The sequence below is a fragment of the Cryobacterium sp. GrIS_2_6 genome (assembly GCF_035984545.1).
Classification (GTDB): Bacteria; Actinomycetota; Actinomycetes; order Actinomycetales; family Microbacteriaceae; genus Cryobacterium.
Genome location: NZ_JAXCHP010000001.1, coordinates 3136361 through 3159383 on the forward strand (window position 1 = coordinate 3136361; position 23023 = coordinate 3159383).

Annotated in this window: 26 protein-coding genes; 13 read left to right on the top strand and 13 right to left on the bottom strand. The window is 70.8% G+C overall.

Annotated elements, in window-relative coordinates; all coding sequences use genetic code 11:
- Together RCH22_RS15330 and crcB are read left to right on the top strand one after the other, a co-directional pair.
- Positions 1–408, top strand: a complete 408-nt coding sequence (locus RCH22_RS15330) for a CrcB family protein (RefSeq protein ID WP_327014566.1) — start codon at positions 1–3, stop codon at positions 406–408.
- The gene (gene crcB / locus RCH22_RS15335) at positions 405–773 is read left to right on the top strand and encodes a fluoride efflux transporter CrcB (RefSeq protein ID WP_327014567.1); all 369 of its coding nucleotides are present in this window, start codon (positions 405–407) and stop codon (positions 771–773) included. Before RCH22_RS15330 ends, crcB begins: the two co-directional genes overlap by 4 nt.
- Positions 774–786: 13 nt before the next feature.
- Here crcB and RCH22_RS15340 read toward each other — a convergent pair whose 3' ends face one another.
- Positions 787–1872 carry an NAD(P)-binding domain-containing protein gene (locus RCH22_RS15340; protein WP_327014568.1) on the bottom strand — a complete coding sequence of 362 codons (1086 nt, stop codon included), beginning with the start codon at positions 1870–1872 and terminating at the stop codon, positions 787–789.
- Between the two features lie 187 nt (positions 1873–2059).
- Between RCH22_RS15340 and RCH22_RS15345 the strand changes: the two genes are divergently transcribed.
- Positions 2060–2293, top strand: coding sequence for a DUF3073 domain-containing protein (locus RCH22_RS15345; RefSeq protein ID WP_327014569.1), 234 nt, complete (start codon positions 2060–2062; stop codon positions 2291–2293).
- Positions 2294–2543: 250 nt separating this feature from the next.
- On the opposite strand, the gene purM is transcribed toward RCH22_RS15345, so the two are convergent.
- Genes purM through RCH22_RS15360 form a run of 3 tightly spaced genes read right to left on the bottom strand, consistent with a single transcriptional unit; the run spans position 2544 to position 5776 of the window.
- Positions 2544–3647: a phosphoribosylformylglycinamidine cyclo-ligase gene (gene purM / locus RCH22_RS15350; RefSeq protein WP_327014570.1), complete on the bottom strand. Its 1104-nt coding sequence runs from the start codon at positions 3645–3647 to the stop codon at positions 2544–2546.
- A complete protein-coding gene (gene purF / locus RCH22_RS15355; protein ID WP_327014571.1) occupies positions 3644–5341 on the bottom strand; it encodes an amidophosphoribosyltransferase in 1698 nt (565 codons plus the stop codon). The genes purM and purF overlap by 4 nt, the downstream gene beginning before the upstream one ends.
- A 21-nt stretch (positions 5342–5362) precedes the next feature.
- The gene (locus RCH22_RS15360; protein ID WP_327014572.1) at positions 5363–5776 is read right to left on the bottom strand and encodes a hypothetical protein; all 414 of its coding nucleotides are present in this window, start codon (positions 5774–5776) and stop codon (positions 5363–5365) included.
- Between the two features lie 211 nt (positions 5777–5987).
- Between RCH22_RS15360 and RCH22_RS15365 the strand changes: the two genes are divergently transcribed.
- Positions 5988–6491 carry a PfkB family carbohydrate kinase gene (locus tag RCH22_RS15365; protein ID WP_327014573.1) on the top strand — a complete coding sequence of 168 codons (504 nt, stop codon included), beginning with the start codon at positions 5988–5990 and terminating at the stop codon, positions 6489–6491.
- Positions 6492–6546: 55 nt separating this feature from the next.
- Here RCH22_RS15365 and RCH22_RS15370 read toward each other — a convergent pair whose 3' ends face one another.
- Positions 6547–6915, bottom strand: a complete 369-nt coding sequence (locus tag RCH22_RS15370; RefSeq protein WP_327014574.1) for a sterol carrier family protein — start codon at positions 6913–6915, stop codon at positions 6547–6549.
- Between the two features lie 254 nt (positions 6916–7169).
- Here RCH22_RS15370 and purD point away from each other — a divergent pair, with 254 nt between their 5' ends.
- The 4 genes from purD to RCH22_RS15390 all read left to right on the top strand — a co-directional run bounded on the left by purD (position 7170) and on the right by RCH22_RS15390 (position 10896).
- Positions 7170–8438, top strand: a complete 1269-nt coding sequence (gene purD, locus RCH22_RS15375; RefSeq protein ID WP_327014575.1) for a phosphoribosylamine--glycine ligase — start codon at positions 7170–7172, stop codon at positions 8436–8438.
- Between the two features lie 88 nt (positions 8439–8526).
- Positions 8527–9525 carry a phosphoribosylaminoimidazolesuccinocarboxamide synthase gene (locus RCH22_RS15380; RefSeq protein ID WP_327014576.1) on the top strand — a complete coding sequence of 333 codons (999 nt, stop codon included), beginning with the start codon at positions 8527–8529 and terminating at the stop codon, positions 9523–9525.
- 58 nt (positions 9526–9583) lie between these two features.
- Positions 9584–9961, top strand: a complete 378-nt coding sequence (locus RCH22_RS15385; RefSeq protein ID WP_327014577.1) for a VOC family protein — start codon at positions 9584–9586, stop codon at positions 9959–9961.
- Positions 9962–10059: 98 nt separating this feature from the next.
- Positions 10060–10896, top strand: a complete 837-nt coding sequence (locus RCH22_RS15390; RefSeq protein ID WP_327015542.1) for a VOC family protein — start codon at positions 10060–10062, stop codon at positions 10894–10896.
- 57 nt (positions 10897–10953) lie between these two features.
- On the opposite strand, the gene RCH22_RS15395 is transcribed toward RCH22_RS15390, so the two are convergent.
- Both RCH22_RS15395 and RCH22_RS15400 read right to left on the bottom strand, forming a co-directional pair.
- Positions 10954–12009 (bottom strand): alpha/beta fold hydrolase, encoded by a 1056-nt coding sequence (locus RCH22_RS15395; protein ID WP_327014578.1) that lies wholly within the window; start codon positions 12007–12009, stop codon positions 10954–10956.
- A gap of 276 nt (positions 12010–12285) precedes the next feature.
- Positions 12286–12987: a helix-turn-helix domain-containing protein gene (locus RCH22_RS15400; protein ID WP_327014579.1), complete on the bottom strand. Its 702-nt coding sequence runs from the start codon at positions 12985–12987 to the stop codon at positions 12286–12288.
- A gap of 269 nt (positions 12988–13256) precedes the next feature.
- On the opposite strand from RCH22_RS15400, the gene RCH22_RS15405 reads away from it, so the two are divergent.
- The 3 genes from RCH22_RS15405 to purQ all read left to right on the top strand — a co-directional run bounded on the left by RCH22_RS15405 (position 13257) and on the right by purQ (position 15667).
- Positions 13257–14519, top strand: a complete 1263-nt coding sequence (locus RCH22_RS15405) for an aminotransferase class V-fold PLP-dependent enzyme (RefSeq protein WP_327015543.1) — start codon at positions 13257–13259, stop codon at positions 14517–14519.
- 174 nt (positions 14520–14693) lie between these two features.
- Positions 14694–14969: a phosphoribosylformylglycinamidine synthase subunit PurS gene (gene purS, locus RCH22_RS15410; RefSeq protein ID WP_327014580.1), complete on the top strand. Its 276-nt coding sequence runs from the start codon at positions 14694–14696 to the stop codon at positions 14967–14969.
- On the top strand, positions 14969–15667 hold the full coding sequence (purQ, locus tag RCH22_RS15415) for a phosphoribosylformylglycinamidine synthase subunit PurQ (protein WP_327014581.1): 699 nt from the start codon (positions 14969–14971) through the stop codon (positions 15665–15667). Before purS ends, purQ begins: the two co-directional genes overlap by 1 nt.
- A 100-nt stretch (positions 15668–15767) precedes the next feature.
- Here the strand turns inward: purQ and mgrA are convergent, their stop codons facing one another.
- From mgrA to RCH22_RS15435, 4 genes are all read right to left on the bottom strand, one after another.
- Positions 15768–16793 (bottom strand): L-glyceraldehyde 3-phosphate reductase, encoded by a 1026-nt coding sequence (gene mgrA / locus RCH22_RS15420; protein WP_327014582.1) that lies wholly within the window; start codon positions 16791–16793, stop codon positions 15768–15770.
- Entirely contained in the window at positions 16790–17137 is a 348-nt protein-coding gene (locus RCH22_RS15425) for a hypothetical protein (RefSeq protein WP_327014583.1), read from the bottom strand. Before RCH22_RS15425 ends, mgrA begins: the two co-directional genes overlap by 4 nt.
- Complete coding sequence (locus RCH22_RS15430) at positions 17098–17547, bottom strand: sigma factor-like helix-turn-helix DNA-binding protein (RefSeq protein WP_327014584.1); 450 nt, start codon at positions 17545–17547, stop codon at positions 17098–17100. Before RCH22_RS15430 ends, RCH22_RS15425 begins: the two co-directional genes overlap by 40 nt.
- 231 nt (positions 17548–17778) lie before the next feature.
- A complete protein-coding gene (locus RCH22_RS15435; protein WP_327014585.1) occupies positions 17779–18021 on the bottom strand; it encodes a YciI family protein in 243 nt (80 codons plus the stop codon).
- Between the two features lie 147 nt (positions 18022–18168).
- On the opposite strand from RCH22_RS15435, the gene purL reads away from it, so the two are divergent.
- Together purL and RCH22_RS15445 are read left to right on the top strand one after the other, a co-directional pair.
- Complete coding sequence (purL, locus tag RCH22_RS15440) at positions 18169–20475, top strand: phosphoribosylformylglycinamidine synthase subunit PurL (protein ID WP_327014586.1); 2307 nt, start codon at positions 18169–18171, stop codon at positions 20473–20475.
- A 146-nt stretch (positions 20476–20621) separates the two neighbouring features.
- Entirely contained in the window at positions 20622–21536 is a 915-nt protein-coding gene (locus RCH22_RS15445; RefSeq protein WP_327014587.1) for a DUF559 domain-containing protein, read from the top strand.
- Positions 21537–21620: 84 nt separating this feature from the next.
- Here the strand turns inward: RCH22_RS15445 and RCH22_RS15450 are convergent, their stop codons facing one another.
- Together RCH22_RS15450 and RCH22_RS15455 are read right to left on the bottom strand one after the other, a co-directional pair.
- The gene (locus RCH22_RS15450) at positions 21621–22556 is read right to left on the bottom strand and encodes an SDR family NAD(P)-dependent oxidoreductase (RefSeq protein WP_327014588.1); all 936 of its coding nucleotides are present in this window, start codon (positions 22554–22556) and stop codon (positions 21621–21623) included.
- Positions 22553–22990: a chorismate mutase gene (locus RCH22_RS15455; RefSeq protein WP_327014589.1), complete on the bottom strand. Its 438-nt coding sequence runs from the start codon at positions 22988–22990 to the stop codon at positions 22553–22555. Before RCH22_RS15455 ends, RCH22_RS15450 begins: the two co-directional genes overlap by 4 nt.
- Between the last annotated feature and the right edge of the window lie 33 nt (positions 22991–23023).

Below are 23023 nucleotides of genomic sequence, written 5' to 3' on the forward strand. Positions count from 1 at the left end.
GTGCGGAACGCACTGGCCGTATTCGCCGGCGGCATCATCGGCACGGCCCTGCGGCTCGGCATCGACCGTGCGCTGCCGCACAACGACACCCAGTTCCCGGCCAGCACCCTGATCATCAACACCGTCGGGGCGTTCGTGCTCGGCTGGCTCGTCGCCGGCCTCTGGACCCGCCCCGCGGTTCCGGTCTGGCTCAAGCTTCTGCTCGGCCCTGGCGCGCTGGGCGCCTTCACGACGTTCTCGGCCGTGATGGTGTCCCTCGTCTCCCTCGGCGCGGCCTCGTCGTGGCCGCTGGCGGGGCTGTACCTGCTCGCGACGCTGCTGCTGGGGTTCCCGGCGGCCGCGCTCGGCGTCTGGCTCGGCGGGCGCATCCGTCACCGCCCCGCAGCGGATGCCGGGGCTCGGTCATGAACGCCCTCGTCTTCGCCGCCGTGGTCACCGGCGGCGGTGCCGCAGCCGTGGTGCGGTACTTCGTATCGCGCGCCCTCCCGGTGGGACCGGGCCGCCTGCCGATCGGCGTGCTGATCGTCAACGTGGCCGGGGCTCTGCTCGGCGGCGTGATCCTCGGGCTCGCCGAGCGCGCCGTGCTCAGCAGCGACCTCCGGCTCGTGCTCCTGACCGGGGTCTGCGGCGGGCTGACGACGTTCAGCACCTGGAGCGTCGAGACGATCGACCTCGCACTCAAGGGCCGCTGGCGCTCCGCCGTTCTCAACCTCGTCGGCACCCTGCTGCTCGGCATCGCGGTCTGCGCCGCCGGCTACCTCCTCGCCCGCTGAGCCGGGAGACGGGTCAGAGCAGGGCGACGACCTGGCGGGCGATCATCCGGCCGGCCCGGTGCGCGCCGATCGTGCTCGCCTGGGGCCCGTACCCGGCGAGGAAGATCCTCGGGTCGGTCCAGCTCGCCCCTGATCCGACGACGAGTCCGCCGCCCGTGGCGCGGAGCTTCAGCGGGGCCAGGTGCCGCACCTCCGGACGGAACCCGGTCGCCCAGATGATCACGTCCGCTTCCGTGAAGCTGCCGTCGGCCCAGCGCACCCCGGTCGGCTCGATACTCGCGAACATCGGCCGGGCGGTGAGCACCCCGCGTTCGATCCCCGCGGCGATCCGGCGGCTCACGGGCACGCCGGTCCCGCTCACGATGCTCGGCAGCGCGCGACCGGACCGGGCGGCCTCGTCCTGGGCGGCGACCGCGGCCGACGCCCCCTCGAGGTCGAGCTGATCGGTGTGCACCCAGTCGATCGGGCGCCGTGAGGCCCAGGTCAGTTCTGCGGCGGCGTGTTCGAGCTCGAGCAGGAACCCGATGGCGGATGTCCCGCCGCCGACGACGACGACCCTCCGGCCGGCGAAATCCTCGGCCGCCCGGTAGCCCGAGGTGTGCAGCTGCTGCCCGGCGAAGCTCGCTGCTCCCGGATAGTGCGGCACGAACGGGGCGCCCCAGGTTCCCGAGGCATTGACGAGCAGGCGAGCGGTCGTCTCGTGGTCGCCGAACCCGGGCGACGCGCTTCGGATCACGAGGTCGGCACTGCGATTGAAGACGGCGGTTACGGTGACCGGTCGCACGACCCTGAGGTCGAAGTGCTCCTCGTACCTGCGGTAGTACTCGGTGACGACGTCCCTGGCGGGGCGGTCACGGTCGGCTGTCGCAAAACTCAGGCCGAGTTCGCTCACGCCGGGCAGGTCGTTCACCCGGTGCGCCGACCCGAGACGGAGTCCCGCCCAGCGGTGCTGCCACGCGCCGCCCGCGTCCGGGCCGCGGTCGAAGAGCACGAAGTCGCGCCCCGGGATCAGCTCGAATTTGCGCAGGTAGTAGGCGACCGCGAGGCCGGCTTGCCCTGCTCCGACGATGACGACCGGAACGCTCGCCTCACTCGACATCGCGTCCCCCCTCTTCACCAGCGTACGTCGGGCGTAAGATCGCCGTGTGCGCCGCGGTTCGCCCCCCGAGCCACAAGCGGGCCTTCAGGCCCACCATGCTAAACTAGCGCCTAGTTTTCACCATTCCGTTCGGCAACTCCCGGGTGACTCATTCCTCACCTGGCCTGGCATCGTTAGGGGGTCTCGCATGGGGCGCGGCCGTCAAAAAGCAAAGCACACCAAGGTCGCCCGTGAGCTGAAGTATTTCAGCCCGGACACCAACTACAACGCGCTCGAACGCGAGCTCACGGGGCATCCCGTGGACGACGAGCGTCTCGACGAGGACCTGGCCAAGTGGCCGGAGTACGAGCCGAGTACGTCAGAGGAACCCGACCGATACGTCGACACCTACGCAACCGAAGACGAGCAGAAGCGCGCCTGACCGCCGTTCACTGCACCGGGCGCCACTTACGGCGCCCGTTTTGCGTGCGTCGGCATCCGCACCGCGCTGAGCGCGCGGTACCCAGCGACTTGGCAGCATTCGCTCATACGCGTCGGCGTTACACGTTGAGTGTCGCCGTTTCCGCCGAGGCGACCGCGCACAGCGCCGACACTCGGCGTGGGCGGCGACACTCGGCGCTGCCGTGGCGGGCGGGCGGGCGCCGGCGGATGCCGCGGCGCGGGCGCGCAGGTCAGGCCGCGTAGCCGCCGACCAGGCGCACAGCGCCGCCGTTGACGCCCTTGGCACCCTGCACGAAACCGGTGAGGTCGTGCGGGGCCGTGGACACGCGTCCGGCGACCCAGGCCGGGATCCCGTCGGCCGCGAGGCTCGAGATGACCGAGGACGCGGCATCCGCTGCGACGACGGCGAACATGCCGACGCCGAGGTTCCAGGTGCCTTCAGAGCTCTCCAGGGTGCTGCCCGCGAAGGCGCTCAGCACCCGGAAGACGGGGGCGGGCGACCAGGTCGACCTGTCCACTTCGACCCACGCGCCGATCGGGAGGACCCGGGCGAGGTTCGCGGCGATGCCGCCCCCCGTGACGTGGCTGAGCGAGTGCACCGCGCCGGCGAGTTCGGGGTCTGCGAGCACGCTCAGCAGCGGGCCGGTGTAGAGCCGGGTCGGCTCGAGGAGTACTTCTCCGACGACCCCGCCGAGTTCGCCGGACGTGTCGGTGTAGCCGATGCCCCGTTCGGCGAGGATGTGCCGGACGAGCGAGAAGCCGTTGGAGTGCAGGCCGGACGAGGCGAGCGCGACGACGACGTCGCCAGCGCGAACGCGCTCGGCGCCGAGCACCTGGTCGCCCTCGACGACGCCGGTCGCGGCTCCAGCGACGTCGTAGTCGTCTGGGCCGAGGAGCCCCGGGTGCTCTGCCGTCTCTCCGCCGATGAGGGCGGTGCCGGTCTCGGCGCAGGCGCGGGCGATGCCGCCGACGATCTCGGCGATGCGCTCGGGCACGACCCGGCCACAGGCGATGTAGTCGGTCATGAAGAGCGGGCGGGCGCCGACCACGACGATGTCGTCGACGACCATGCCGACGAGGTCCTGGCCGATGGTGTCGTGCTTGTCGATGGCCTGGGCGATCGCGACCTTGGTGCCGACGCCGTCGGTCGAGGTCGCGAGCAACGGGCGCTTGTACGCGGTGAGGAACGAGGCGTCGTAGAGCCCGGCGAAACCGCCGAAACCGCCGAGCACCTCTGCGCCGTGGGTGCGCGAGACGGCCACCTTCATCAGCGAGACGGCGAGGTCACCCGCCTCGGTGTCGACTCCGGCTGCCGCGTACGATGCGTTGCTCATTCTTGTCTTCCTGGATCGCCGATCATGAACTGTCCCTGGGTGCCGCGCACGGGGGTTCGCGTGCTCGCCCGCATCGAAGCCGGGTCGAGGAGCGGTTCGTATTCCGCGTCGGGGCCCGGGTCGCATCCGTCTGACGTGCGGGCGGCCTCTGCTGCGGCGACGGATGCGTCGCTCGCGACGACCGGCGACCCTGCGGACGCCGTCGACCGCGTCGAATCGGTCGCCCCGGCCGGGGCGGTGCGCTCGAGCAGGTTCTTGCCGAGGTGCAGTGCGTCGGGGAGCGGGATCGGGTACACGCCCGTGAAGCAGGCGGTGCACAGGCGCTCGCGCGGCTGCTCGGTCGCGGCGATCATGCCCTCAGGGGAGAGGTAGCCGAGGGAGTCGGCGCCGATGGCCTGGCGCACCTCGTCGACGCCGAGGCCGGTCGCGATGAGTTCGGCCCGGGAGGCGAAGTCGATGCCGTAGAAGCAGGGCCAGGTGATCGGGGGGCTCGAGATGCGCACGTGCACCTCGGCGGCGCCGGCCTCGCGGAGCATGCTGACCAGGGCGCGCTGGGTGTTGCCGCGCACGATCGAGTCGTCGACGACGATGAGGCGCTTGCCCTTGATCACGGCCTTGAGCGGGTTGAGCTTGAGCTTGATGCCACGCTGGCGGATCGTCTCGGACGGCTGGATGAACGTGCGGCCGACGTAGGAGTTCTTGACGAGGCCCTGGCCGAACGGGATCCCGGATGCCTGCGCGTAGCCGATCGCGGCCGGGGTGCCGGACTCGGGGGTCGGGATCACGAGGTCGGCCTCGACGGGGTACTCCGCGGCGAGGCGGCGGCCCATCTCGACCCTGGCCTCGTGCACGCCGCGACCGGCGATCGTGGTGTCCGGCCTGGCGAGGTAGACGTACTCGAAGACGCAGCCGGCGGGCTTGGACTCGGCGAACCGCTGCGAGCGGAGGCCGTTCTCGTCGATCGTGATGAGCTCGCCGGGTTCGACCTCGCGGACGAAGCTCGCCCCGACGATGTCGAGGGCAGCGGTCTCCGAGGCGACGACCCAGCCGCGCTCGAGCCGGCCGAGGACGAGCGGACGCACGCCCTGGGGGTCGCGGGCGGCGTAGAGGGTGGTCTCGTCCATGAAGACGAGGCAGTACGCACCGCGCAGGCGAGGCAGCACCTCGAGCGCGGTGGCCTCGAGGGTGTGGTCGAGGTCCCCGGTGAAGAGGGCGGTGATGACGGCGGTGTCCGTGGTGTTGCCGCGGGCGAGTTCACCCTCGACCTTCGGGTAGCGCTCGTGCACGAGCTGGAGCAGCTCGGCCGTGTTGGTCAGGTTGCCGTTGTGGCCGAGGGCGACGGTTCCGCTCGAGGTTCGGCCGAGGGTCGGCTGGGCGTTCTGCCAGCTTGAGGATCCCGTTGTCGAATAGCGGGTGTGTCCGACCGCGATGTGACCGATGAGGGTGCTCAGCGCCGCCTCGTTGAAGACCTGGGCGACGAGGCCCATGTCCTTGTAGATCAGGATCTTGCTGCCGTCGCTCGTCGCGATTCCGGCCGATTCCTGGCCGCGGTGCTGCAGGGCGTACAGCCCGAAGTAGCTGAGCTTGGCTACCTCTTCACCGGGAGCCCACACACCGAAGACGCCACAGGCATCCTGTGGCCCCTTCTCGCCCTGCAAGAGATCGTGACCGAGAAGTCCGTCGCCACCAGCCAAATCGATGCCTCTTAACTATCTTTACAGCGTATTAGCGCTGGATGTTGGGGGGTCGTCTGCCTCGGAGGGAGCGTTCGTCTCGCTCACGCCGTAGACGCCCAGTCTATCGACGACGACTGTCTGGACCGAGCGAACGGTGAATCGGTCGATCACGATCGCCACGAGCGCACCGAGGGCGAGGCCCACGACGACGCCGACGAGGAGGAGGAATCCGAAGACCTGGAGGAGTCCGAATTCGGCCGTCTGGGGGAAGCCGACGGTGAGGATCAGCGCGGTGACCGCCCCGAGGACGGCGCCGACGATCATGAAGTTGAGGTAGCGCGGGGAACGCCGCACGGTGGCCGCGGCCTGGCCGACGAGAATCTCGGGGACGGCCGCGCCCGGGGCGGGCTGCACGGGGGCGATGTCGTTCCCTGGCTGCTCGGTTGCGCTCATGGGGACATTCTCGCACGCGCGCCCCGGGAGTGCGCCGGGAGAACGGGAGTGCGGTCGCCGCCGCGCCGGTTTCGGCACGCTGCTACCGAAACGGCAGGCGCGGGTAGCGGAAGCCGGCGCGGGCGCGGGATGTGGGCTGTGGGAACCGGCGCGGTCGGACGCGACGCTTACCGGACGGAACTCCGCGCGCTGCTCGTGAGCGAAGGCATCCGTGACCGTGCTCGACCAGGGGCAGCGCGCGGCGATCGCGGCGGCGGACTTCCTCGTGCTGCAGTGCGAGCTGCCGGTGTCGGTGCTCGTTGAGGGGCTCGCGGTCGCGCGGGCGTCGGGCACGTTCACGGTTTTCACGCCCGCTCCGGTCGTGCCGCTGCCTGCGGCGTTCCTCGCGGGCGTCGACCTGGTCGTGGCCAACCGCCTCGAGGCCGAGGAGCTCACGGGTGAGGCGGATGCCGCGCGCGCGGCAGAATCCCTCAGCGCGCGCCGCGGCTGGGCGATCGTCACCCTCGGGGATGAGGGGTGCATTGTCGCCCGCGGCGGCGTCGCACTCGGGCTCGCTCCGTCCCGGCCGGTGCGCCCTGTGGACACCACGGGAGCCGGGGACACCTTCGTCGGCGCGCTCGTCGCCCGGCTCGCCGAGGGTTCCAGGGGTGCCGTGTCCGGTGGAGCGGATGCCTGGCCGGCGCGACGGCATCGATGCCGACCCGCGCCGAGGTAGCCGCGAACCTCGCCTGACCCCCTCGCGAGAAGCACGGGAGGCGCGGGAGGTGCGGTTACGGGGCGAGGGGCAGCGGCAGGTGCGCGGCAAGGTCGGCGCGCTGTCCGCTCGCGTGGATACGCCCGCTCGCGAGACCGTCGGACCAGACGAGCTCGCCGGTCGCGAGGGCGAGCCAGGTGGCGGCATCCGTTTCGACGACGTTGGGCGGTGTGCCCCGGGTGTGCCGGGGGCCCGCGATGCACTGAACGGCGCCGAACGGCGGCACGCGCACCTCGAGGGTGTTGCCGTTGGCCTCTTCGGAGAGCAACTGCAGGGTGTAGCGCACGGCGAGCGCACGGATGTCCCTGCTCGCGCCAGCCGGGTCCGCCGCGTAGCCGCGCACCGCGGCCCGGCCCACCCCGTCGTCGATCCTCGCCTTAGCCATCCCCCCATTCTGCCGGGTTCCCGGGACCGACCGCCCCGGATGCGCCGCGCGCCCGGAGTGCCCCGGCCCCGTGCGCCTGCCCGGTGGCGGCTAACTCAGGAAATCTGCGGCCAGTGGGCTACCCCGCCGCGTGTTTGCGGGCGCTCGCCAGGGGCGCGCGGCAATTCGTCCTGAGTTAGCCCCCGGCGGAACGGGGCACCCGTCCGGGGCGCGCCTGGGGTCCGGGGGTGGGGCGCATCCGGTAGCCTGAACCGGTGAGAATTCTGGTCCTCGGTTCCGGTGCCCGCGAGCACGCCATCATCACCGCGCTGCTCCGCGAGGAGCCCCGCCATGAGGTCGTCGCCGCGTCCGGCAACGCCGGAATGGCCGCCGCGGTGCCCGTCGTCGCCCTCGACCCGAACGTGCCCGGCGCCGTCACGGAATACGCGATCGAGCACGGCGTCGACCTCGTTGTGATCGGCCCGGAGGCTCCCCTCGTCGCCGGCGTCGCCGACGCGCTGCGTGCGCAGGGCATCCCGGTGTTCGGCCCTGGCCGCGCCGCCGCAGCCCTCGAAGGCAGCAAGACCTTCGCCAAGCGCATCATGGACGAGGCCGGCGTGCCGACCGGCCGCGCCGAGCGCGCGGGCACCCTCGCCGAGGCGACCCGCGCCCTGGACGCCTTCGGGGCGCCCTACGTCGTCAAGGCCGACGGCCTCGCCGCCGGCAAGGGCGTGCTCGTCACCGAGGACCGCCTCGCCGCCCTCGACCACGCCGAGCGCTGGCTGCAGCACGGCGGCGTGCTCATCGAGGAGTTCCTCGCCGGCCAGGAGGTCTCCCTGTTCTTCCTGAGCGACGGCCACACCGTGCTGCCGCTCTCCCCCGCGCAGGACTACAAGCGCCTCGCCGACGGCGACCTCGGCCCGAACACCGGCGGCATGGGCGCATACTCGCCGCTGCCCTGGCTCGACGCCGGCTTCGGCAGCGAACAGGCCTTCGTCGACGAGGTCCTCGACACGATCGCCCTACCGACCGTCCGCAGGCTCGCCGCCGAGGACACCCCCTTCATCGGGCTGCTCTACTGCGGGCTGATTCTGACGGATGGCGGCATCCGGGTCATCGAGTTCAACGCGCGTTTCGGTGACCCCGAGACCCAGGTCGTGCTGCCCCGGCTCGTGACCCCGCTCTCGGGGCTGCTGCTCGCGGCGTCCACCGGCGGGCTCGGCGGCATGGCGCGGCCGATGTTCTCGGCAGAGTCCTGCGTGACCGTCGTGCTGGCGAGCGAGAACTACCCGGAGACCCCGGTCACCGGGCGGGCGATCGTGGGGCTCGATGCCGCATCCGCCGTCGACGGCGTCACGATCGCGCACGCCGCGACGGCCCTCGTCGACGGAAGACTCGTCTCCACCGGCGGCCGGGTGCTGAGCGTGGTCGCGCTCGGCGACGGCTTCGCCGAGGCCCGCAGCCGCGTGTATGCCGCCCTCGCCGAAATCACCCTCGAGGGTGCGCAGTTCCGCACGGATATCGCCGCCCGCGTCGTCGCCTGACCTGTCGCTCCGCGAAACGGCCTCTCCGCTGGCGCGGCCGGAAGGGCGGGTTTGGCGCGGGGGCTGGCCGGTGCGGGAGAATGGGGCGGTGACCGCACTTGACAAGCCGACCGCATCCGCCCCTCTCGACCTCCCGGGCTGGCGCCATGCCTATTCCGGCAAGGTCCGCGACCTGTACGTCCCGGCCGATCCGGCAGCGGATGCCGCAGCACCCGACCTGAACGCCGCCTCCCGCGTGCTCGTGGTCGCGAGCGATCGCGTCAGCGCCTTCGACCACGTGCTCGAGCCCGGCATCCCGGGCAAGGGCGTGCTGCTCACTACGCTCAGCCTGTGGTGGTTCGGGCAGCTCGCCGGCATTCCCAACCACCTGCTGGTAGAGGCGGCGAACACGGCCGCCGCCGGCACCGGCACCGAGGACCCGGCCGCGGGCAAGACGGCCGCGGGCATCCCGGCCGCCGTCGCGGGCCGCGCCATGCTCTGCAGGACCCTCGACATGTTCCCGATCGAGTGCGTCGTTCGCGGCTACCTCACCGGCTCGGGCTGGAAGGAATACCAGGCCAGCCAGACGGTCTGCGGCCTGCCGCTTCCTGCGGGGCTGCAGAACGGCGACCGCCTGCCCGAACCGATCTACACGCCCGCGTGGAAGGCCCCGATGGGCGAGCACGACGAGAACATCTCCTTCGAGCGCACCGTCGAGCTCGTCGGCGCCGACGTCGCCGCCGAGCTGCGCCGCCTCTCCCTCGAGATCTTCCGCCGGGCGTCCGTCATCGCCGAACAGAACGGGGTGATCCTCGCCGACACCAAGTTCGAGTTCGGCGCCGACCGGGCGACCGGAGAGATCACCCTCGCCGACGAGGTGCTGACGAGCGACTCGAGCCGCTACTGGGACGCCACCCTCTGGCAGACCGGCACGACCCCGGAACAGCGGATGTCCAGCTTCGACAAGCAGATCGTCCGCGACTGGCTGAGCGCGCACTGGGACCAGACCGGCACACCCCCGGCGCTCCCGGAGGACATCATCGAGCGCACCGCCGCCCGCTACCGCGAACTGCTCACCCGGCTCGCCGGGGACACCCCGGTCGCCTGACCGACGCGCGCGGTCACAGGACTCGGCGCCCGGCGCCGCCGAATGTTACGCTCCCGACATGCGAATCAAGATGTGCAGCGTCCACGTGAAAGACCCCGCCACCGCGTTCGATTTCTACACGTCCGTCCTCGGATTCGAGAAGCTTCTCGCCATGCCGGAGCACCAGCTGTACATCGTCAAGTCCGCAGAGGACCCGGACGGCGTCGGCCTCCTCCTCGAACCGAGCGACAACAAGGTGGCCGCGAGGTACGCCCAGGGCATCCGTGCCCTCGGCCTGCCCGCGATCGTCTTCGGCAGCCCCGACGTCCGCGCCGAATACGAGCGCCTTGGCCGCCTCGGCGTGCAGTTCACGAGCGAACCGTACACGGATGCCTTCGGCACCTCCGTCCTCTTCGACGACACCTGCGGCAACCTGATCCAGCTGCACCAGGACTGACCTCTCCTGCCCGTCGTCGGCGGAATACCGGGGCGGGGGCATCCGTTGACGCAGGTGTGACCAGATCTGCAGCAGAACTCCTCCCCGCGGCGACCGGAATGGGCGCCGTCACCCTGCGCGTCGGCAACCTCGACCGCATGATCGCCTACTACCGGGACGCCGTCACCCTGAGCCTGCTCAGCCAGGACGGCCCCATCGCCGTGATGGGGCGCGGCGAGACCCCGATCGTGATCCTGCAGCACGCGCCAGAACTCGCGGCCCCCGAGCCCCGCTCGAGCGGCCTGTTCCACACCGCGATCCTGTTCGAGACCCAGGCGCAGCTCGCCGCGGCGGTCTACTCGGTCGCGACGAAGCATCCGGGCACCTTCACCGGCAGCGCCGATCACCTCGTCAGCCAGGCGTTCTACTTCGCCGACCCCGAGGGCAACGGCATCGAGCTCTACTGGGATCGTGACCGCACCGAGTGGGGCTGGGCCCACGGCCAGGTCGAGATGGCCACGCTCGCCCTCGACCCCAACGCCTTCATCGGCGAGCACCTCACCGAGGCTGGCGTGTCCGAGCCCGGTGCGGGCAACGCCATCGTGGGTCACGTGCACCTCTCCGTCGGCGACGTGCCCACCGCCCGCGCCTTCTACGTCGACCGGCTCGGCTTCGAGGCGACGGCCGACTTCGGCCCGTCCGCGCTCTTCGTCTCCGCGGGCGGTTACCACCACCACATGGCGATGAACACCTGGAACAGCGCCGGTTCGGGCAGGCGCCGCGTCGCCCTCGGCCTCGGCGAGGTCGACATCGTGCTGCCCGGCGCAGACGACCTCGGTGCTCTCACCGAGCGGATGTCCCACTTCGGCATCGAGACCCGGCACGACGGGCAGACCCTCGGCTTCGACGACCCCTGGGGCAACCAGATCGTGGTGCGCACGGCGCTCCCCGCCTGACGGCGACGGGCGCGCGCCCGCGCACGGCGCCGAGACGCACTCCGACAGGGCGGGCGGCTACTGCTGTTGCGGGTTCGCAGGCGGATGCGCGCGGTCGCGACCCCAGAACTCGTCGAGCAGGTCGGCGGTCGCCTTCGGGTTCTCGAGCTGCGGCGAGTGCGCGGCCTCCGGGATGATCGCGTACCGGGCATCGAGCAGGCCGGCCATGCTCGCCTGCCAGTCCTGCGGCCAGGCCGGGTCGTCGACGCCGTGCGCGACGAGGGTGTCGAGACCGGTCGCGAGCAGCTCGCCGGTGGTGTCGTTCTCGTCGCTGAGGATCGCTGCCGCACCGAGCAGCTGGTCGTCGCTCGTGGCCCCCATCCGCAGACGACGGAACGCTTCGTCGGCGGTCAGGGCGGCGTCGGGAAGACCGACGGTGTGCGGGTTGTCCTCGTTCCACCACGCCGCCGAACCGCGCTCGCGGACGATCGCTGCCTCGCGCTCCATCCGCCCGGCCCAGCCGTGCGGACCGGAGCAGAGCAGGGTGACGTCGAGGAATGCCTCCGGCGCCAGGATCGCCGCGGCCCGGGCGACGACGCCGCCGAAACTGTGCCCGAGCAGGTGCACGGGCCCGCCGCCGCCGACGAGTGCGGCCACGGTGACGACGTCCTGGGCGAAAGATTCGAGCGTGTAGTTTTCGGCGCCGGCGGGGGCTGCCGAGTCCGCCTGCCCGCGCTGGCTGTACGACCAGGCGTCCCAGCCGCGCTCGGCGAGAAGCGGCAGGAAGCCGCCGAAGTCCTCCTTCGAGCCGGTGAAGCCCGGAACGAGCAGCACGACACCGCGAGCGGATGCCTCCGGCCGCGCATGCAGGGCTGTCACGCGCCCGACGGGAAGGTCGATGCCGACGTTCGCGACCGCATCCGCCAGGGGGACGGGCAGGGTGCCGAACCGCGGAACCCCGGGCCACCCGTCGAACGGGCCGATGGGCGGGGCCGTGTCGGGGCCGCCGACAACGACATCAACATCGGTGCCGGTGTCGTCAACGGCGCCGACAGCCGAGGGGTCAGCGACAGCGGCCTCTGCCGAATGCCGCCCGGTCGCTGGCGGGGTGGCAGTGGGGTCGATCGTGCTCATCGTGCTCTCCATTCCGACCTGACGGCCGGGGCTGCCGCCGTGCTGCCGAGGCCTTAAGCCTATGGCGCCCCTGCCTGCGCCGAGAATCGCCGCTACCGCCGAGGTGACCCGGCCCACCCGCGACAGTCGGCACAAACGGCGACAGTCGGCGCAAACGGCGACAGTCGGCGCGTTGCGGCGGGCGCGGGCCGGCGCAACGGGGTGGGCGGACGAGGAGCGGCGACGCGGGTCAGGACGGGAGGGTGCCCTCTGAGCTTTCACGGTCGCAATCTTCACTCAGCGCCCGGAACCGGCACCGGATGCCGCGCGCTTGGCGCGTCGGGTGAGCCCGTGGACCGCAGCCTGGAACTCGCGGGCGGCGAGCGGCCGGCCGGGCAGCCGGGGCCGGTCCGTGGCCGGGAGCCGCAGGCCGTCGAGCACGATCGCCAGCTGCCTGCGCCACTGGCCGGTGTGGCCGCCGCCGTGCGTGCCGAGAGAACCGACCATGGTGACCAGAACCGCGAGATCGACCGCGTCGACATCCGCCCGGAGTGCACCGTCTTTCTTGGCGCGGGCGACGAGGCCGGCGATCACGGCCTGGAACTCGGTGCCCTTGCCGCTGCCCGGGTCGATGACCTCCATGCGCTTGAGAATGTGCGGGAGCGCAGGATCGGCGACAAGCCACTCGGCGGCACGCTCCATGTAGAGCTCGATGCCGGCCCAGGCCGTCGGAGCCGCGGCGATCTCATCGCGGACGGTCGCGAGTTCGGCGAGCGCGATGTCGTAGAGAGCGCGCACGAGGTCGTCCCTGGTCGGGAAGTTTCGGTAGAGCGTGGCCACGCCGACGTCTGCGCGGCGGGCGATCTCCTCGAGGGAGGCGTCGACCCCGTTCTGCGCGATGAGAGCCCGCGCCTCGACGATCAGGCGCTCTCGGTTCTGCCGGGCGTCGCGCCGACGCGGTTGTGCGCCGTCCTGCGGGGTCGGTTCGGACGAAGTCATGGAGTCGATTGTAAGTCCCCCGGCTATGACGAGTCGGAGGGAATCCTCCACGTCGCCTGTGCCTGCGCCCGAAATCCCTCGTCCGGGATAGAATCTCGCCGGAGAACCGGGTCTCGCATGCGAACCCGTGAATCTCGCCGGAGAACCGCAGTGGTCGGTCGACGGCCCGCAGCATCCCTGAGAACCGAGGACTCCCGATGACGCCTCCCCCCGATCCGAGCCGCACCGCCGGCGAGGGCACGGATGCCCACCTCGTCTTCGCCCGCCGAATGGACCGGATCGACGGGCTGGCCCACTACCGTCGGCAGTTCGTGGGCACTGAGGCAGGCACGGCGGCGGGCGCCGCGGCCGATCCCTTCGTCTACCTCGACGGCAATTCGCTCGGCCGGCCCACCCTCGCGAGTGTCGGGCGGATCACCGAGTTCCTCACCCACAACTGGGGAACCCGGCTGATCCGCGGCTGGGACGAGGAGTGGATGGAGCTTCCGTTCCGGATCGGGGACGAGCTTGGGCGGGTCGCGCTCGGCGCGGCGCCTGGCCAGGTCTTCATCGGCGACTCGACGACCGTACTGCTCTATAAGCTCGCCCGGGCTGCGGTGGACTACCGCAGAGTCGGCTCCGAACCGGCGCGCACCGAGATCGTGCTCGATACCGACAACTTCCCCACCGACCGGTACCTACTCGAGGGCATCGCCGCCGAGCGCGGCCTGACCCTGCACTGGATCCACTCGGATCCCGCCTGCGGAGTCTCACTCGACCAGGTGCGCGCGGCGATCGGCCCGCAGACGGCGCTCGTGCTGCTCAGCCACGTCGCCTACCGCTCCGGGTTCCTCGCCGACATGCGCCGGATCACCGCGGCGGCGCATTCGGTCGGCGCCCTCGTGCTCTGGGACCTCAGCCACTCTGTCGGCTCCGTTCCCGTCGAGCTGGACCTCTGCGACGTCGACCTCGCCGTCGGCTGCTCGTACAAGTACCTGAACGGCGGGCCGGGGGCGCCCGCCTTCGGCTACGTGCGCCGCGACCTCCAGGACGTGCTCACCCAGCCGATCCAGGGCTGGATGGGCACGAAGGACGTGTTCACGATGGGGCCGGGGTATCACCCGGCCGACGGCATCCGCCGGTTTCAGAGCGGGACGCCGCCGATCGTCGGCATGCTCGCGATGCAGGACACGATCGCGATGATCGGCGAAGCGGGCATCGAGGAGGTGCGGGCGAAGTCGGTCGCGCTCACCGAATTCGCGATCACCCTCGTCGACGAGTGGCTCGTGCCGCTCGGCGTTCGGCTCACGTCGCCGCGCGACCACACCCACCGCGGCGGACACCTAACGATCAACCACCCGGCGATGCGGCAGGTCACGACGACACTCTGGGAACACGACGTCATCCCCGATTTCCGCGGGCCGGAGGGGCTGCGGATCGGGCTGTCGCCGCTCAGCACGAGCTTCGTCGAGACGCTCGAGGGGGTCGCGGCGATCCTCGACGTGCTCCGCGGGGTCCTGCTCGGGCAGGCGGGCCTCGGCAGCGGGCGGTAGGAGCCGGTTGGACCGACACGACGTTTCAGTTGCGAAGAAGACACCTCCGCCCGCGCCGGGAGGGTGCTTTCTCCGCAACACAGCATGATCCGAGGCGGTAGAAGCCGACCCGGGACCGGGCCCCGTGGACTGTAGAATCGAGGCATCCACGCCCCCGACGTCTCGGAGTGAACCATGCCAACCATCGTCGTAGAAGTTATGCCCAAGGCCGAGCTGCTCGACCCGCAGGGAAAAGCCGTCGCCGGCGTCCTCGGCCGCCTCGGCAAGACCCGCTTCACGAGCGTTCGCCTCGGCAAGCGTTTTGAGCTCACCGTCGACGGGCCCGTCGACGAGGCCGTGCTCGCCGAAGTGCGCGAACTCGCCGACTCCGTGCTCTCCAACGCCGTGATCGAAGACGTCGTCGGCATCCACGTCGTGGGCGCAGAGAGCACAGTCGGGGTCTCCGCCTGATGCGAATCGGCGTCGTCACCTTCCCCGGATCGCTCGACGACCGTGACGCGCAGCGCGCGATCCGGATCGCGGGCGCCGAACCCGTCGCGCTCTGGCACGGCGAGCACGACCTCCGCGGTGTCGACGCGATCGTGCTGCCCGGCGGCTTCAGCTACGGCGACTACCTGCGCGCGGGCGCGATCGCGAGCCTCTCGCCGATCATGGCCGAGGTCATCGACGCCGCGAACGGCGGCATGCCGGTGCTCGGTATCTGCAACGGTTTCCAGATGCTCACCGAGGCGCACCTGCTCGAGGGCGGGCTGATCCGCAACGACCACGGCTCGTTCATCTGCCGCGACCAGCAGCTGCGCGTCGAGAACACCGACACCGTCTGGACCAGCGGCTTCGCGAGCGGCCAGGAGATCACCATCCCCCTGAAGAACGGCGAGGGCGGCTTCATCGCCTCCGCCGCGACCCTCGCCGAGCTCGAAGGCGAAGGCCGCGTCGTCGTGCGCTACGTCGGACTGAACCCGAACGGCTCCCTCAATGACATCGCCGGCATCACCAACGCCCGCGGCAACGTCGTCGGCCTGATGCCGCACCCCGAACACGCGGTCGAGGCCGGCTTCGGCCCCGACACCGCGTCCGCGATGCGCAGCGGCACCGACGGACTCACGTTCTTCACCTCGGCGATCGAGCGGATGCTCGCGAGCGCGTAACCCGCGCCCCGCAGTGCCCAGTCCCGCGAAAGCGGGTGAATCGTCGTTTTCAGTGCCGCAGAACGACGATTCACCCGCTTTCGCGAACAGGGGGCTGGGTTTAGACGGCGGCGGATGCCTCCCACAGGTTGATGCCGGCGTCGATGGCGTGAGCGTCGATCGCGTTGAGCTCCGCGGCAGTGAACTTCAGGTTCTCCACGGCGGCGACGTTGGCCTCGAGCTGCGCGACCGAGGACGCCCCGATCAGCGCCGACGTCACCTCCGGGCGCCGCAGCACCCAGGCGAGGGCGAGCTGCGCGAGCGACTGCCCGCGCGCCTCGGCGATATCGGTGAGGGCACGGATGTGGACGAGCGTCTCGTCGCTGACCATGTCGCGTTTCATCGACCCGGCCCGCGCCGCCCGCGAGTCCGCGGGCACCCCGTGCAGGTACCGGTCGGTGAGCAGCCCCTGGGCGAGCGGAGAGAAAGCGATGCAGCCGACGCCGAGGTCCTCGAGGGTGATCAGCAGGTCGTCCTCGACCCAGCGGTTGAACATCGAGTACGAGGGCTGGTGGATGAGCAGCGGCGTGCCGAGGTCGGCGAGGATCGCCGCGGCCTGCCGGGTGCGCTCTGGCGAGTACGAGGAGATCCCGGCGTAGAGGGCACGGCCGCTCGTGACGGCGGTGTGCAGCGCGCCCATGGTCTCCTCGAGCGGGGTGTCCGGGTCGGCGCGGTGCGAGTAGAACACGTCGACGTAGTCGAGGCCCATCCGGCCGAGGGACTGGTCGAGGCTCGCGAGCAGCGACTTACGCGATCCCCATTCGCCGTACGGGCCCGCCCACATGTCGTAGCCGGCCTTGGTCGAGATGACGAGCTCGTCGCGGTGCGGCCGGAAGTCCTGCTTCAGGTGAATCCCGAAGTTGGACTCCGCGCTCCCGTACGGCGGGCCGTAGTTGTTGGCGAGGTCGAAGTGCGTCACGCCGAGGTCGAAGGCGCGGCGCAGGATCGCTCGCTGCGTCTCGAGCGGGGTGACCCCGCCGAAGTTCTGCCACAGCCCGAGCGAAACGGCCGGGAGCTTGAGGCCGCTCTTCCCGGTGCGGCGGTAGGGCATGGACTCGTATCTGGTTTCAGCCGGAAGGTAGGTCATCCCTTCATCGTGCCACGGTGCATCCGCTCGCGCAGGGGGGTGCCCGCCGCGGGGGTCAGGACCCACTCTGTGCGTTGCCTCGTACAACGGATGCCGACGGTCCAGCAGCCGGAGCTGGGCCGCAGATCCGGTGAGCTCGCGTGCCACAAGGGCAGCAGCGCCGGCCTCCGGGTGACGCCCCAGCCTGCGGAGCAGCTCGGCCGGGTCGCGTGGAACCAGAAGTAGTCGTCGAGGCCGCCGATCCGGTCGACCACGGCGAGCGCCGCGGCCGGGTCGCCGCTCTCGGCGAGGGCGGCCGCCCGGTTCAGCCGCACGACCGGGCTCGGGTCGAGGGCGAGCAGCACGTCGTACCAGGCGATGATCGCGCCGGCACCGGCGGCACGGAGGACTCAGGCCGCGCCGACACGGGGGCAGGGGCATCCGCCGACCGGGAGGCGTAGCCCTCGGTGAACAGCAGGAACACGGTCGTCGCGACCGCGCCGAGCCGGCCGGGCAGCTCCTCCGCGTCGGGCACCCGGTAGCGGATGCCGGCGTCGGCGATCGTGCGTCGCGCCCGGGTGAGGCGCTTGGCCATCGTCGCCTCTGAGACGAGGAGCGCCCGGGCGACCTCTGCGACGCTCAACCCGCAGAGCACGGGCAGGCTCAGCGCGACCTGGGCCTCCTGCGCGAGCGCCGGATGGCAGCAGGTGAAGATCAGCCGGAGCTGGTCGTCGCGGACGATGCCGGGCGGGGTGTCGTCGGCTGCCCGTCGCACGGCCAGGATGATCGCCTCCCGTTCCTTGTTCGGCCGCGCCCGGATTCGGCGGCACGCCGAGTCGACGCCAGGTCTCCAGGGCGCCGATGGCGGTGTCCTGGACGGCGTCCTCGGCGAGGACCAGGTCACCGGTCAGACGGATGACGGTGGCGAGCACCCGGCGCCGCTCCGCGACCAGGAGCGCGGCGAGGGCCTCGGCCGGGTCGGTGCCGCCGGCATCCGTCGCCGTCATCACATCAGGGTCGGGACCGTCGGACGCACCTCGACGACGCCGTTCCAGGCGGCGGGGATCGCGGCCGCGTGCCGGATCGCCTCGTCGAGGCTGTCGCACTCGAGCAGGTAAAAGCCGGTCAGGGCCTCTGTGGTCTCGGCGTACGGGCCGTCGCCGATGACGACGTCGCCGCCCTTGCCGCCGGTGACCCGCACGGTCGTTGCGGTCTGGGTCGGGTAGAGCGCGGCACCGCCGCGGATCACCGCCTCGGCATCCCGGCCGAATCTCCGACAACTGTTGCCGCTGCGGGAACAGATGCGGTGACGGCGGGATCGGAACGGGAGGGGCGCGGGGGGGGCAACCGGTAGACTGGACGCGCCAAGCATCCGCTATCTCTGGGAGAACGCCACGTGACCGCAGTTACAACCACCCCCTCCCGCGGCATCGCCGACACCGTCGCGAACGCGATCGCCACCCCGGACAAGGACCAGCCCTTCGGCGCCCTCGGGCTGACCGAGGGTGAATACCAGGAGATCCGCACGATCCTCGGCCGCCGCCCCACGAGCGGCGAGCTCGCGATGTACTCGGTGATGTGGAGCGAGCACTGCTCCTACAAGAGCTCGAAGAAGTACCTGCGCCAGTTCGGCGACAAGGTCTCCCCCGCCATGAAGAAGAACCTCATGGTCGGCATGGGCGAGAACGCGGGCGTGCTCGACGTCGGCGAGGGCTGGGCCGTCACCTTCAAGATCGAGTCGCACAACCACCCCTCCTACATCGAGCCGTTCCAGGGCGCCGCGACCGGCGTCGGCGGCATCGTGCGCGACATCATCTCGATGGGCGCCCGCCCGGTCGCCGTGATGGACGCCCTCCGCTTCGGCCGCATCGACGACCCGGACACCGCGCGCGTCGTGCACGGCGTCGTCTCCGGCATCTCGTTCTACGGCAACTGCCTCGGCCTGCCGAACATCGGCGGCGAGACCTGGTTCGACTCGGTATACCAGGGCAACCCGCTCGTCAACGCGCTCTCCGTCGGCGTGCTCCGCCACGAGGACCTGCACCTCGCCAACGCCCGCGGCGTGGGCAACAAGGTCGTGCTCTTCGGGGCCCGCACCGGCGGAGACGGCATCGGCGGGGCATCCATTCTCGCCTCGGACACCTTCAGCGCCGACGGCCCGACCAAGCGCCCCGCGGTGCAGGTCGGCGACCCCTTCGCCGAGAAGGTGCTCATCGAGTGCTGCCTCGAACTGTTCCGCGACAAGCTCGTCGAGGGTATCCAGGACCTCGGCGCGGCCGGCATCAGCTGTGCCACCTCGGAACTCGCCTCGAACGGCGACGGCGGCATGTACATCCAGCTCGAGAAGGTACTGCTGCGCGACCCGACGCTCACCGCCGAGGAGATCCTGATGAGCGAGAGCCAGGAGCGGATGATGGCCGTCGTCACGCCGGAGAAGCTCGAGGGCTTCCTCGCGATGACCGCCAAGTGGGACGTCGAAACGAGCGTGCTCGGCGAGGTCACCGACACCGGCCGGCTCGTCATCGACTGGAACGGCGAAGAGATCGTCAACGTCGACCCGCGCACGGTCGCCATCGATGGCCCGGTCTACGACCGCCCGGTCGCCTACCCGATCTGGATCGACGCACTGCAGGCCGACTCGGCCTCTGCGCTGCCGCGGTCGACGGATGCCGCGGACCTGCGCGAGCAGTTCCTCTCGCTGCTTGGCTCGCCCAACCTCGCGGACCCGAGCTGGATCACCGACCAGTACGACCGCTACGTGCTCGGCAACACCGCGCTCTCCTTCCCCGACGACGCCGGCATGATCCGCATTGATGAGGAGTCTGGCCTCGGCTTCGTCATCGCGACCGACGCCAACGGCCGCTATTGCCAGCTCGACCCGTACCGCGGCGCCCAGCTCGCCCTCGCCGAGGCGTACCGCAACGTTGCAGCGACCGGAGCGGTGCCGGTCGGAATCAGCGACTGCCTCAACTTCGGCTCACCGGAGAACCCCGAGGTGATGTGGCAGTTCGAACGCGCCGTCACGGCCCTCGCCGACGGATGCCTCGAGCTCGAGATCCCCGTCACCGGAGGCAACGTATCGTTCTACAACCAGACCGGCGACCAGCCGATTTACCCGACGCCCGTCGTCGCCGTGCTCGGCGTGATTGATGACGTCGCCCGCCGCGTGCCGAGCGGCTGGCAGGACGACGGCCACAACATCTACCTGCTCGGCATCACCCGCGAGGAACTCGACGGCTCGGCCTGGGCCGATGTCGTGCACGGGCACCTCGGCGGCATGCCGCCGGTCGTCGACCTTCCCGGTGAGGCGCGGCTCGCCGGCCTGCTCAACGCGGCGTCGATCGAGGCGCTCATCGACAGCGCGCACGACCTGTCCTCCGGCGGGCTCGCCCAGACCCTCGCCGAGGCTGTGCTCCGGTTCGGGGTCGGGGCCCGCGTGTGGCTCGGCGACATCTGCGAGCGGGACGGGATCGACGCATCCGTCGCCCTGTTCTCGGAGTCGGCCGGCCGCGTCATCGTCTCGGTGCCGCGCGAGGACGACGTGAAGTTCCTCGGCCTCTGCGAGGGCCGCGGGTACCCGGTGCTGCGCATCGGCGTCACCGACAACACCCTCGACGCGCTCGAGATCCAGGACGTCTTCACGGTCTCCCTCGCCGACCTGCAGTCGCGCCACCGCGCCACCCTCCCCGCGCACTTCGCCTAGCGCGGGCGGCCCGCCCCGTTCCGCGAAAGCGGGTGAATCGTCGCTTTGACCCAGCCATAACGACGATCCACCCGCTTTCGCGATTGGGCGACGCGGGGCTGTGGAGAGATCGCTCGTGGGTGAGGGATTTTTGGCATCATTCGGGGATGAAACGCGCCCGGCCGCTTCCCCCTCGCCTGCGCGAGACGGCGTTCACCACTGCCGAGGGAGCGGATGCCGGTCTCAGCCCGGGGCGTTTGCGCCGGTCAGATCTCGAGCATCCGTTTCGCGGCATCCACGCATCGCCGGACGCGCTCCGCACGATCGAGTCGCGCATCCAGGCCTATGCCAAACGGATGTCTGCCAACGCCTTCTTCAGCCACGTCACCGCCGCGCAGATCCACGGTTTGCCGCTGCCGCAGCGCCTCGGGCATTCAATGACCCTTCATGTCTGCACGGCGGATGCCGCTGCCCGGCACGGGAGCCGCCGGGTCATCGGTCACCACAGTGCCGACCGAGGCCTCGAGGTTGTCGAGGTGCGCGGGGTACGCACGACGTCAGCTGTCTACACCTGGTGCCAGCTGTCGACCCTGCTGGATCTGGATGAGCTCATCATCCTCGGGGACGCCCTGGTACGACGGCGCGCACCCGTCGCCGCGCTCGACCAGCTTCGACGGGCCGCCCTCCGGTATGCCGGCCATCGAGGTGCGAAGAAGCTGCGGGAGGCACTCCAGTGGGTCAGGCCGGGAACGGCGTCTGCGCGGGAGACGGAACTTCGGTTGCTGCTGGTGCGGGCCGGACTTCCCGAGCCCGAGCTCAATGTTGAGATCGTCGATCGCAACGGAATCAAGATCGCGACCGGCGACCTGGTCTATCGCGAGTATCGGGTTCTCGTCGAGTACGACGGGGAACAGCACCGCACGGATGAGGAGCAGTACCACTGGGACGTCGATCGCCTAGACCGTCTGATGGAGGAAGGGTGGCGGGTGATTCGCATCAACAAGTCGCACGTCCGAAAGCGACCGGCCAGCACCATCCGCAAAGTACGCGTGGCGCTCAATTCCCGCGGTTGGACTCCCTAGCTTCCCCACCCCCTTTCCGCGGAAGCGGGTGAATCGTCGTTTTCACTCGCTCAAACCGACGATTCACCCGCTTTCGCGGGAGGGTCAGAGCGGGAAGGGGACGCCGGCCAGGGCCTTGGTGCGGGACCAGAGGTGCGACGCGACTGCGGGGTCGAAACTCGTGGCGGTGGGGCGCTGGCGAGTAGGCAGGCCGCGGGTCAGGAAACGGGGGCCGTAGTACTCGCCGCCGCGGGCATCCGTGTCGAGGGTCGCGCGCACCGTCGGCCAGGCGCCGCGGTCCTTGCCCTGGGCGCCGATCAGGCCCTGCAGGTGGTCGGCGAAACGCTGCGGCCGGCTCGGCTCGTTGACCCCGCGGATGCCCGGCGTCAGCCCCGACACCGAGTAACCGGGGTGCGCAACGAGGCTCTGCACCCCGCCGGGGCCGCCGAGTCCGGCACGCTGGAGCCGCCGGTCGAGCTCGAAGCCGAACACCTGCATCGCGATCTTCGACTGCGCGTACGCGACCCAGCCGCTGTACCCCGTCACGAGCTGCAGGTTGTCCAGGCGCGAGGCCACCAGCCGGGTCACGAGCGACCCGAGCGCGACGACCCGGCTGCCTGGCGTGCGCAACAGGGCAGGCAGGGTGAGCGCGGTGAGGTGAAAGTGCCCGAGGTAGTTCGTCTCGAGCACGATCTCGTTGCCGGCCGCACTCGACTCGCGGGTCCTGGGCGGGTGCACGATGCCGGCGTTGAGCACGAGTCCGTCGAGCCGGGGCAGCTCGAGCAGCAGCGCGGCGGCGGTACGCACACTGTCGGCGTCGGCGACGTCGAGGTTGATCGTCGAAACGGATGCCCCGGGCACCCGCCCGAGGATGGCCGCGATCGCGGCATCCGCCTTCACGGGATTGCGGCAGGCCAGCACGACGTGCGCACCGGTCGCGGCGAGTTGTTCGCTTGTGAAATAGCCGAGGCCGGCGTTGGCGCCGGTGACGACGAAGGTCTTGCCGGACTGGTCGGGGAGGTCGCGCGGGTCCCAGCTCATGACGCGGGGCCTGCAGGCGCCGCAGTCGCAGGCGCCGGAGCCGGTGCACCGATCGCCGAATCGGGCATGACCCCGATGGCAGCGCCGGGTGCCTGCCCGTCTCCCACGCCCGGCTGGCCGCCCGCGATCGCCACGTGATGGTGGATGACCTCGGCGACGATGAAGTTGAGGAACTTCTCGGCGAAACCGGGGTCGAGCCTGGCCTCCTCGGCGAGCGCGCGCAGCCGCTGGATCTGCTGCAGCTCCCGCGCGGGGTCTGCCGCGGGAAGACCGTGCCGGGCTTTGAGCCGACCGACTTGCTGGGTGAACTTGAAGCGCTCAGCGAGCATGTGGATAAGGGCGGCATCGATGTTGTCGATGCTCTGGCGGATGCCGTTCAATTCGTCGATCGCATCCTGCCCCGCACCGGCGGGCAATTCCTCGTGTTCGGCCATGACTGAACGATACCGTGCGCACCCCGGCGCGAA

What these genes read in the sequence shown, in the direction of transcription:
- RCH22_RS15400 (WP_327014579.1), bottom strand. Translation starts at nt 12,987, where the DNA reads ATGACTTCGTCCGAACCGACCCCGCAGGACGGCGCACAACCGCGTCGG.
- RCH22_RS15390 (WP_327015542.1), top strand. Translation starts at nt 10,060, where the DNA reads ATGGGCGCCGTCACCCTGCGCGTCGGCAACCTCGACCGCATGATCGCC.
- RCH22_RS15395 (WP_327014578.1), bottom strand. Translation starts at nt 12,009, where the DNA reads ATGAGCACGATCGACCCCACTGCCACCCCGCCAGCGACCGGGCGGCAT.
- RCH22_RS15360 (WP_327014572.1), bottom strand. Translation starts at nt 5,776, where the DNA reads ATGAGCGCAACCGAGCAGCCAGGGAACGACATCGCCCCCGTGCAGCCC.
- RCH22_RS15455 (WP_327014589.1), bottom strand. Translation starts at nt 22,990, where the DNA reads ATGGCCGAACACGAGGAATTGCCCGCCGGTGCGGGGCAGGATGCGATC.
- RCH22_RS15405 (WP_327015543.1), top strand. Translation starts at nt 13,257, where the DNA reads ATGGACCGGATCGACGGGCTGGCCCACTACCGTCGGCAGTTCGTGGGC.
- RCH22_RS15450 (WP_327014588.1), bottom strand. Translation starts at nt 22,556, where the DNA reads ATGAGCTGGGACCCGCGCGACCTCCCCGACCAGTCCGGCAAGACCTTC.
- RCH22_RS15370 (WP_327014574.1), bottom strand. Translation starts at nt 6,915, where the DNA reads ATGGCTAAGGCGAGGATCGACGACGGGGTGGGCCGGGCCGCGGTGCGC.
- RCH22_RS15340 (WP_327014568.1), bottom strand. Translation starts at nt 1,872, where the DNA reads ATGTCGAGTGAGGCGAGCGTTCCGGTCGTCATCGTCGGAGCAGGGCAA.
- purQ (WP_327014581.1), top strand. Translation starts at nt 14,969, where the DNA reads ATGCGAATCGGCGTCGTCACCTTCCCCGGATCGCTCGACGACCGTGAC.
- RCH22_RS15445 (WP_327014587.1), top strand. Translation starts at nt 20,622, where the DNA reads ATGAAACGCGCCCGGCCGCTTCCCCCTCGCCTGCGCGAGACGGCGTTC.
- crcB (WP_327014567.1), top strand. Translation starts at nt 405, where the DNA reads ATGAACGCCCTCGTCTTCGCCGCCGTGGTCACCGGCGGCGGTGCCGCA.
- purM (WP_327014570.1), bottom strand. Translation starts at nt 3,647, where the DNA reads ATGAGCAACGCATCGTACGCGGCAGCCGGAGTCGACACCGAGGCGGGT.
- RCH22_RS15345 (WP_327014569.1), top strand. Translation starts at nt 2,060, where the DNA reads ATGGGGCGCGGCCGTCAAAAAGCAAAGCACACCAAGGTCGCCCGTGAG.
- mgrA (WP_327014582.1), bottom strand. Translation starts at nt 16,793, where the DNA reads ATGACCTACCTTCCGGCTGAAACCAGATACGAGTCCATGCCCTACCGC.
- RCH22_RS15385 (WP_327014577.1), top strand. Translation starts at nt 9,584, where the DNA reads ATGCGAATCAAGATGTGCAGCGTCCACGTGAAAGACCCCGCCACCGCG.
- purS (WP_327014580.1), top strand. Translation starts at nt 14,694, where the DNA reads ATGCCAACCATCGTCGTAGAAGTTATGCCCAAGGCCGAGCTGCTCGAC.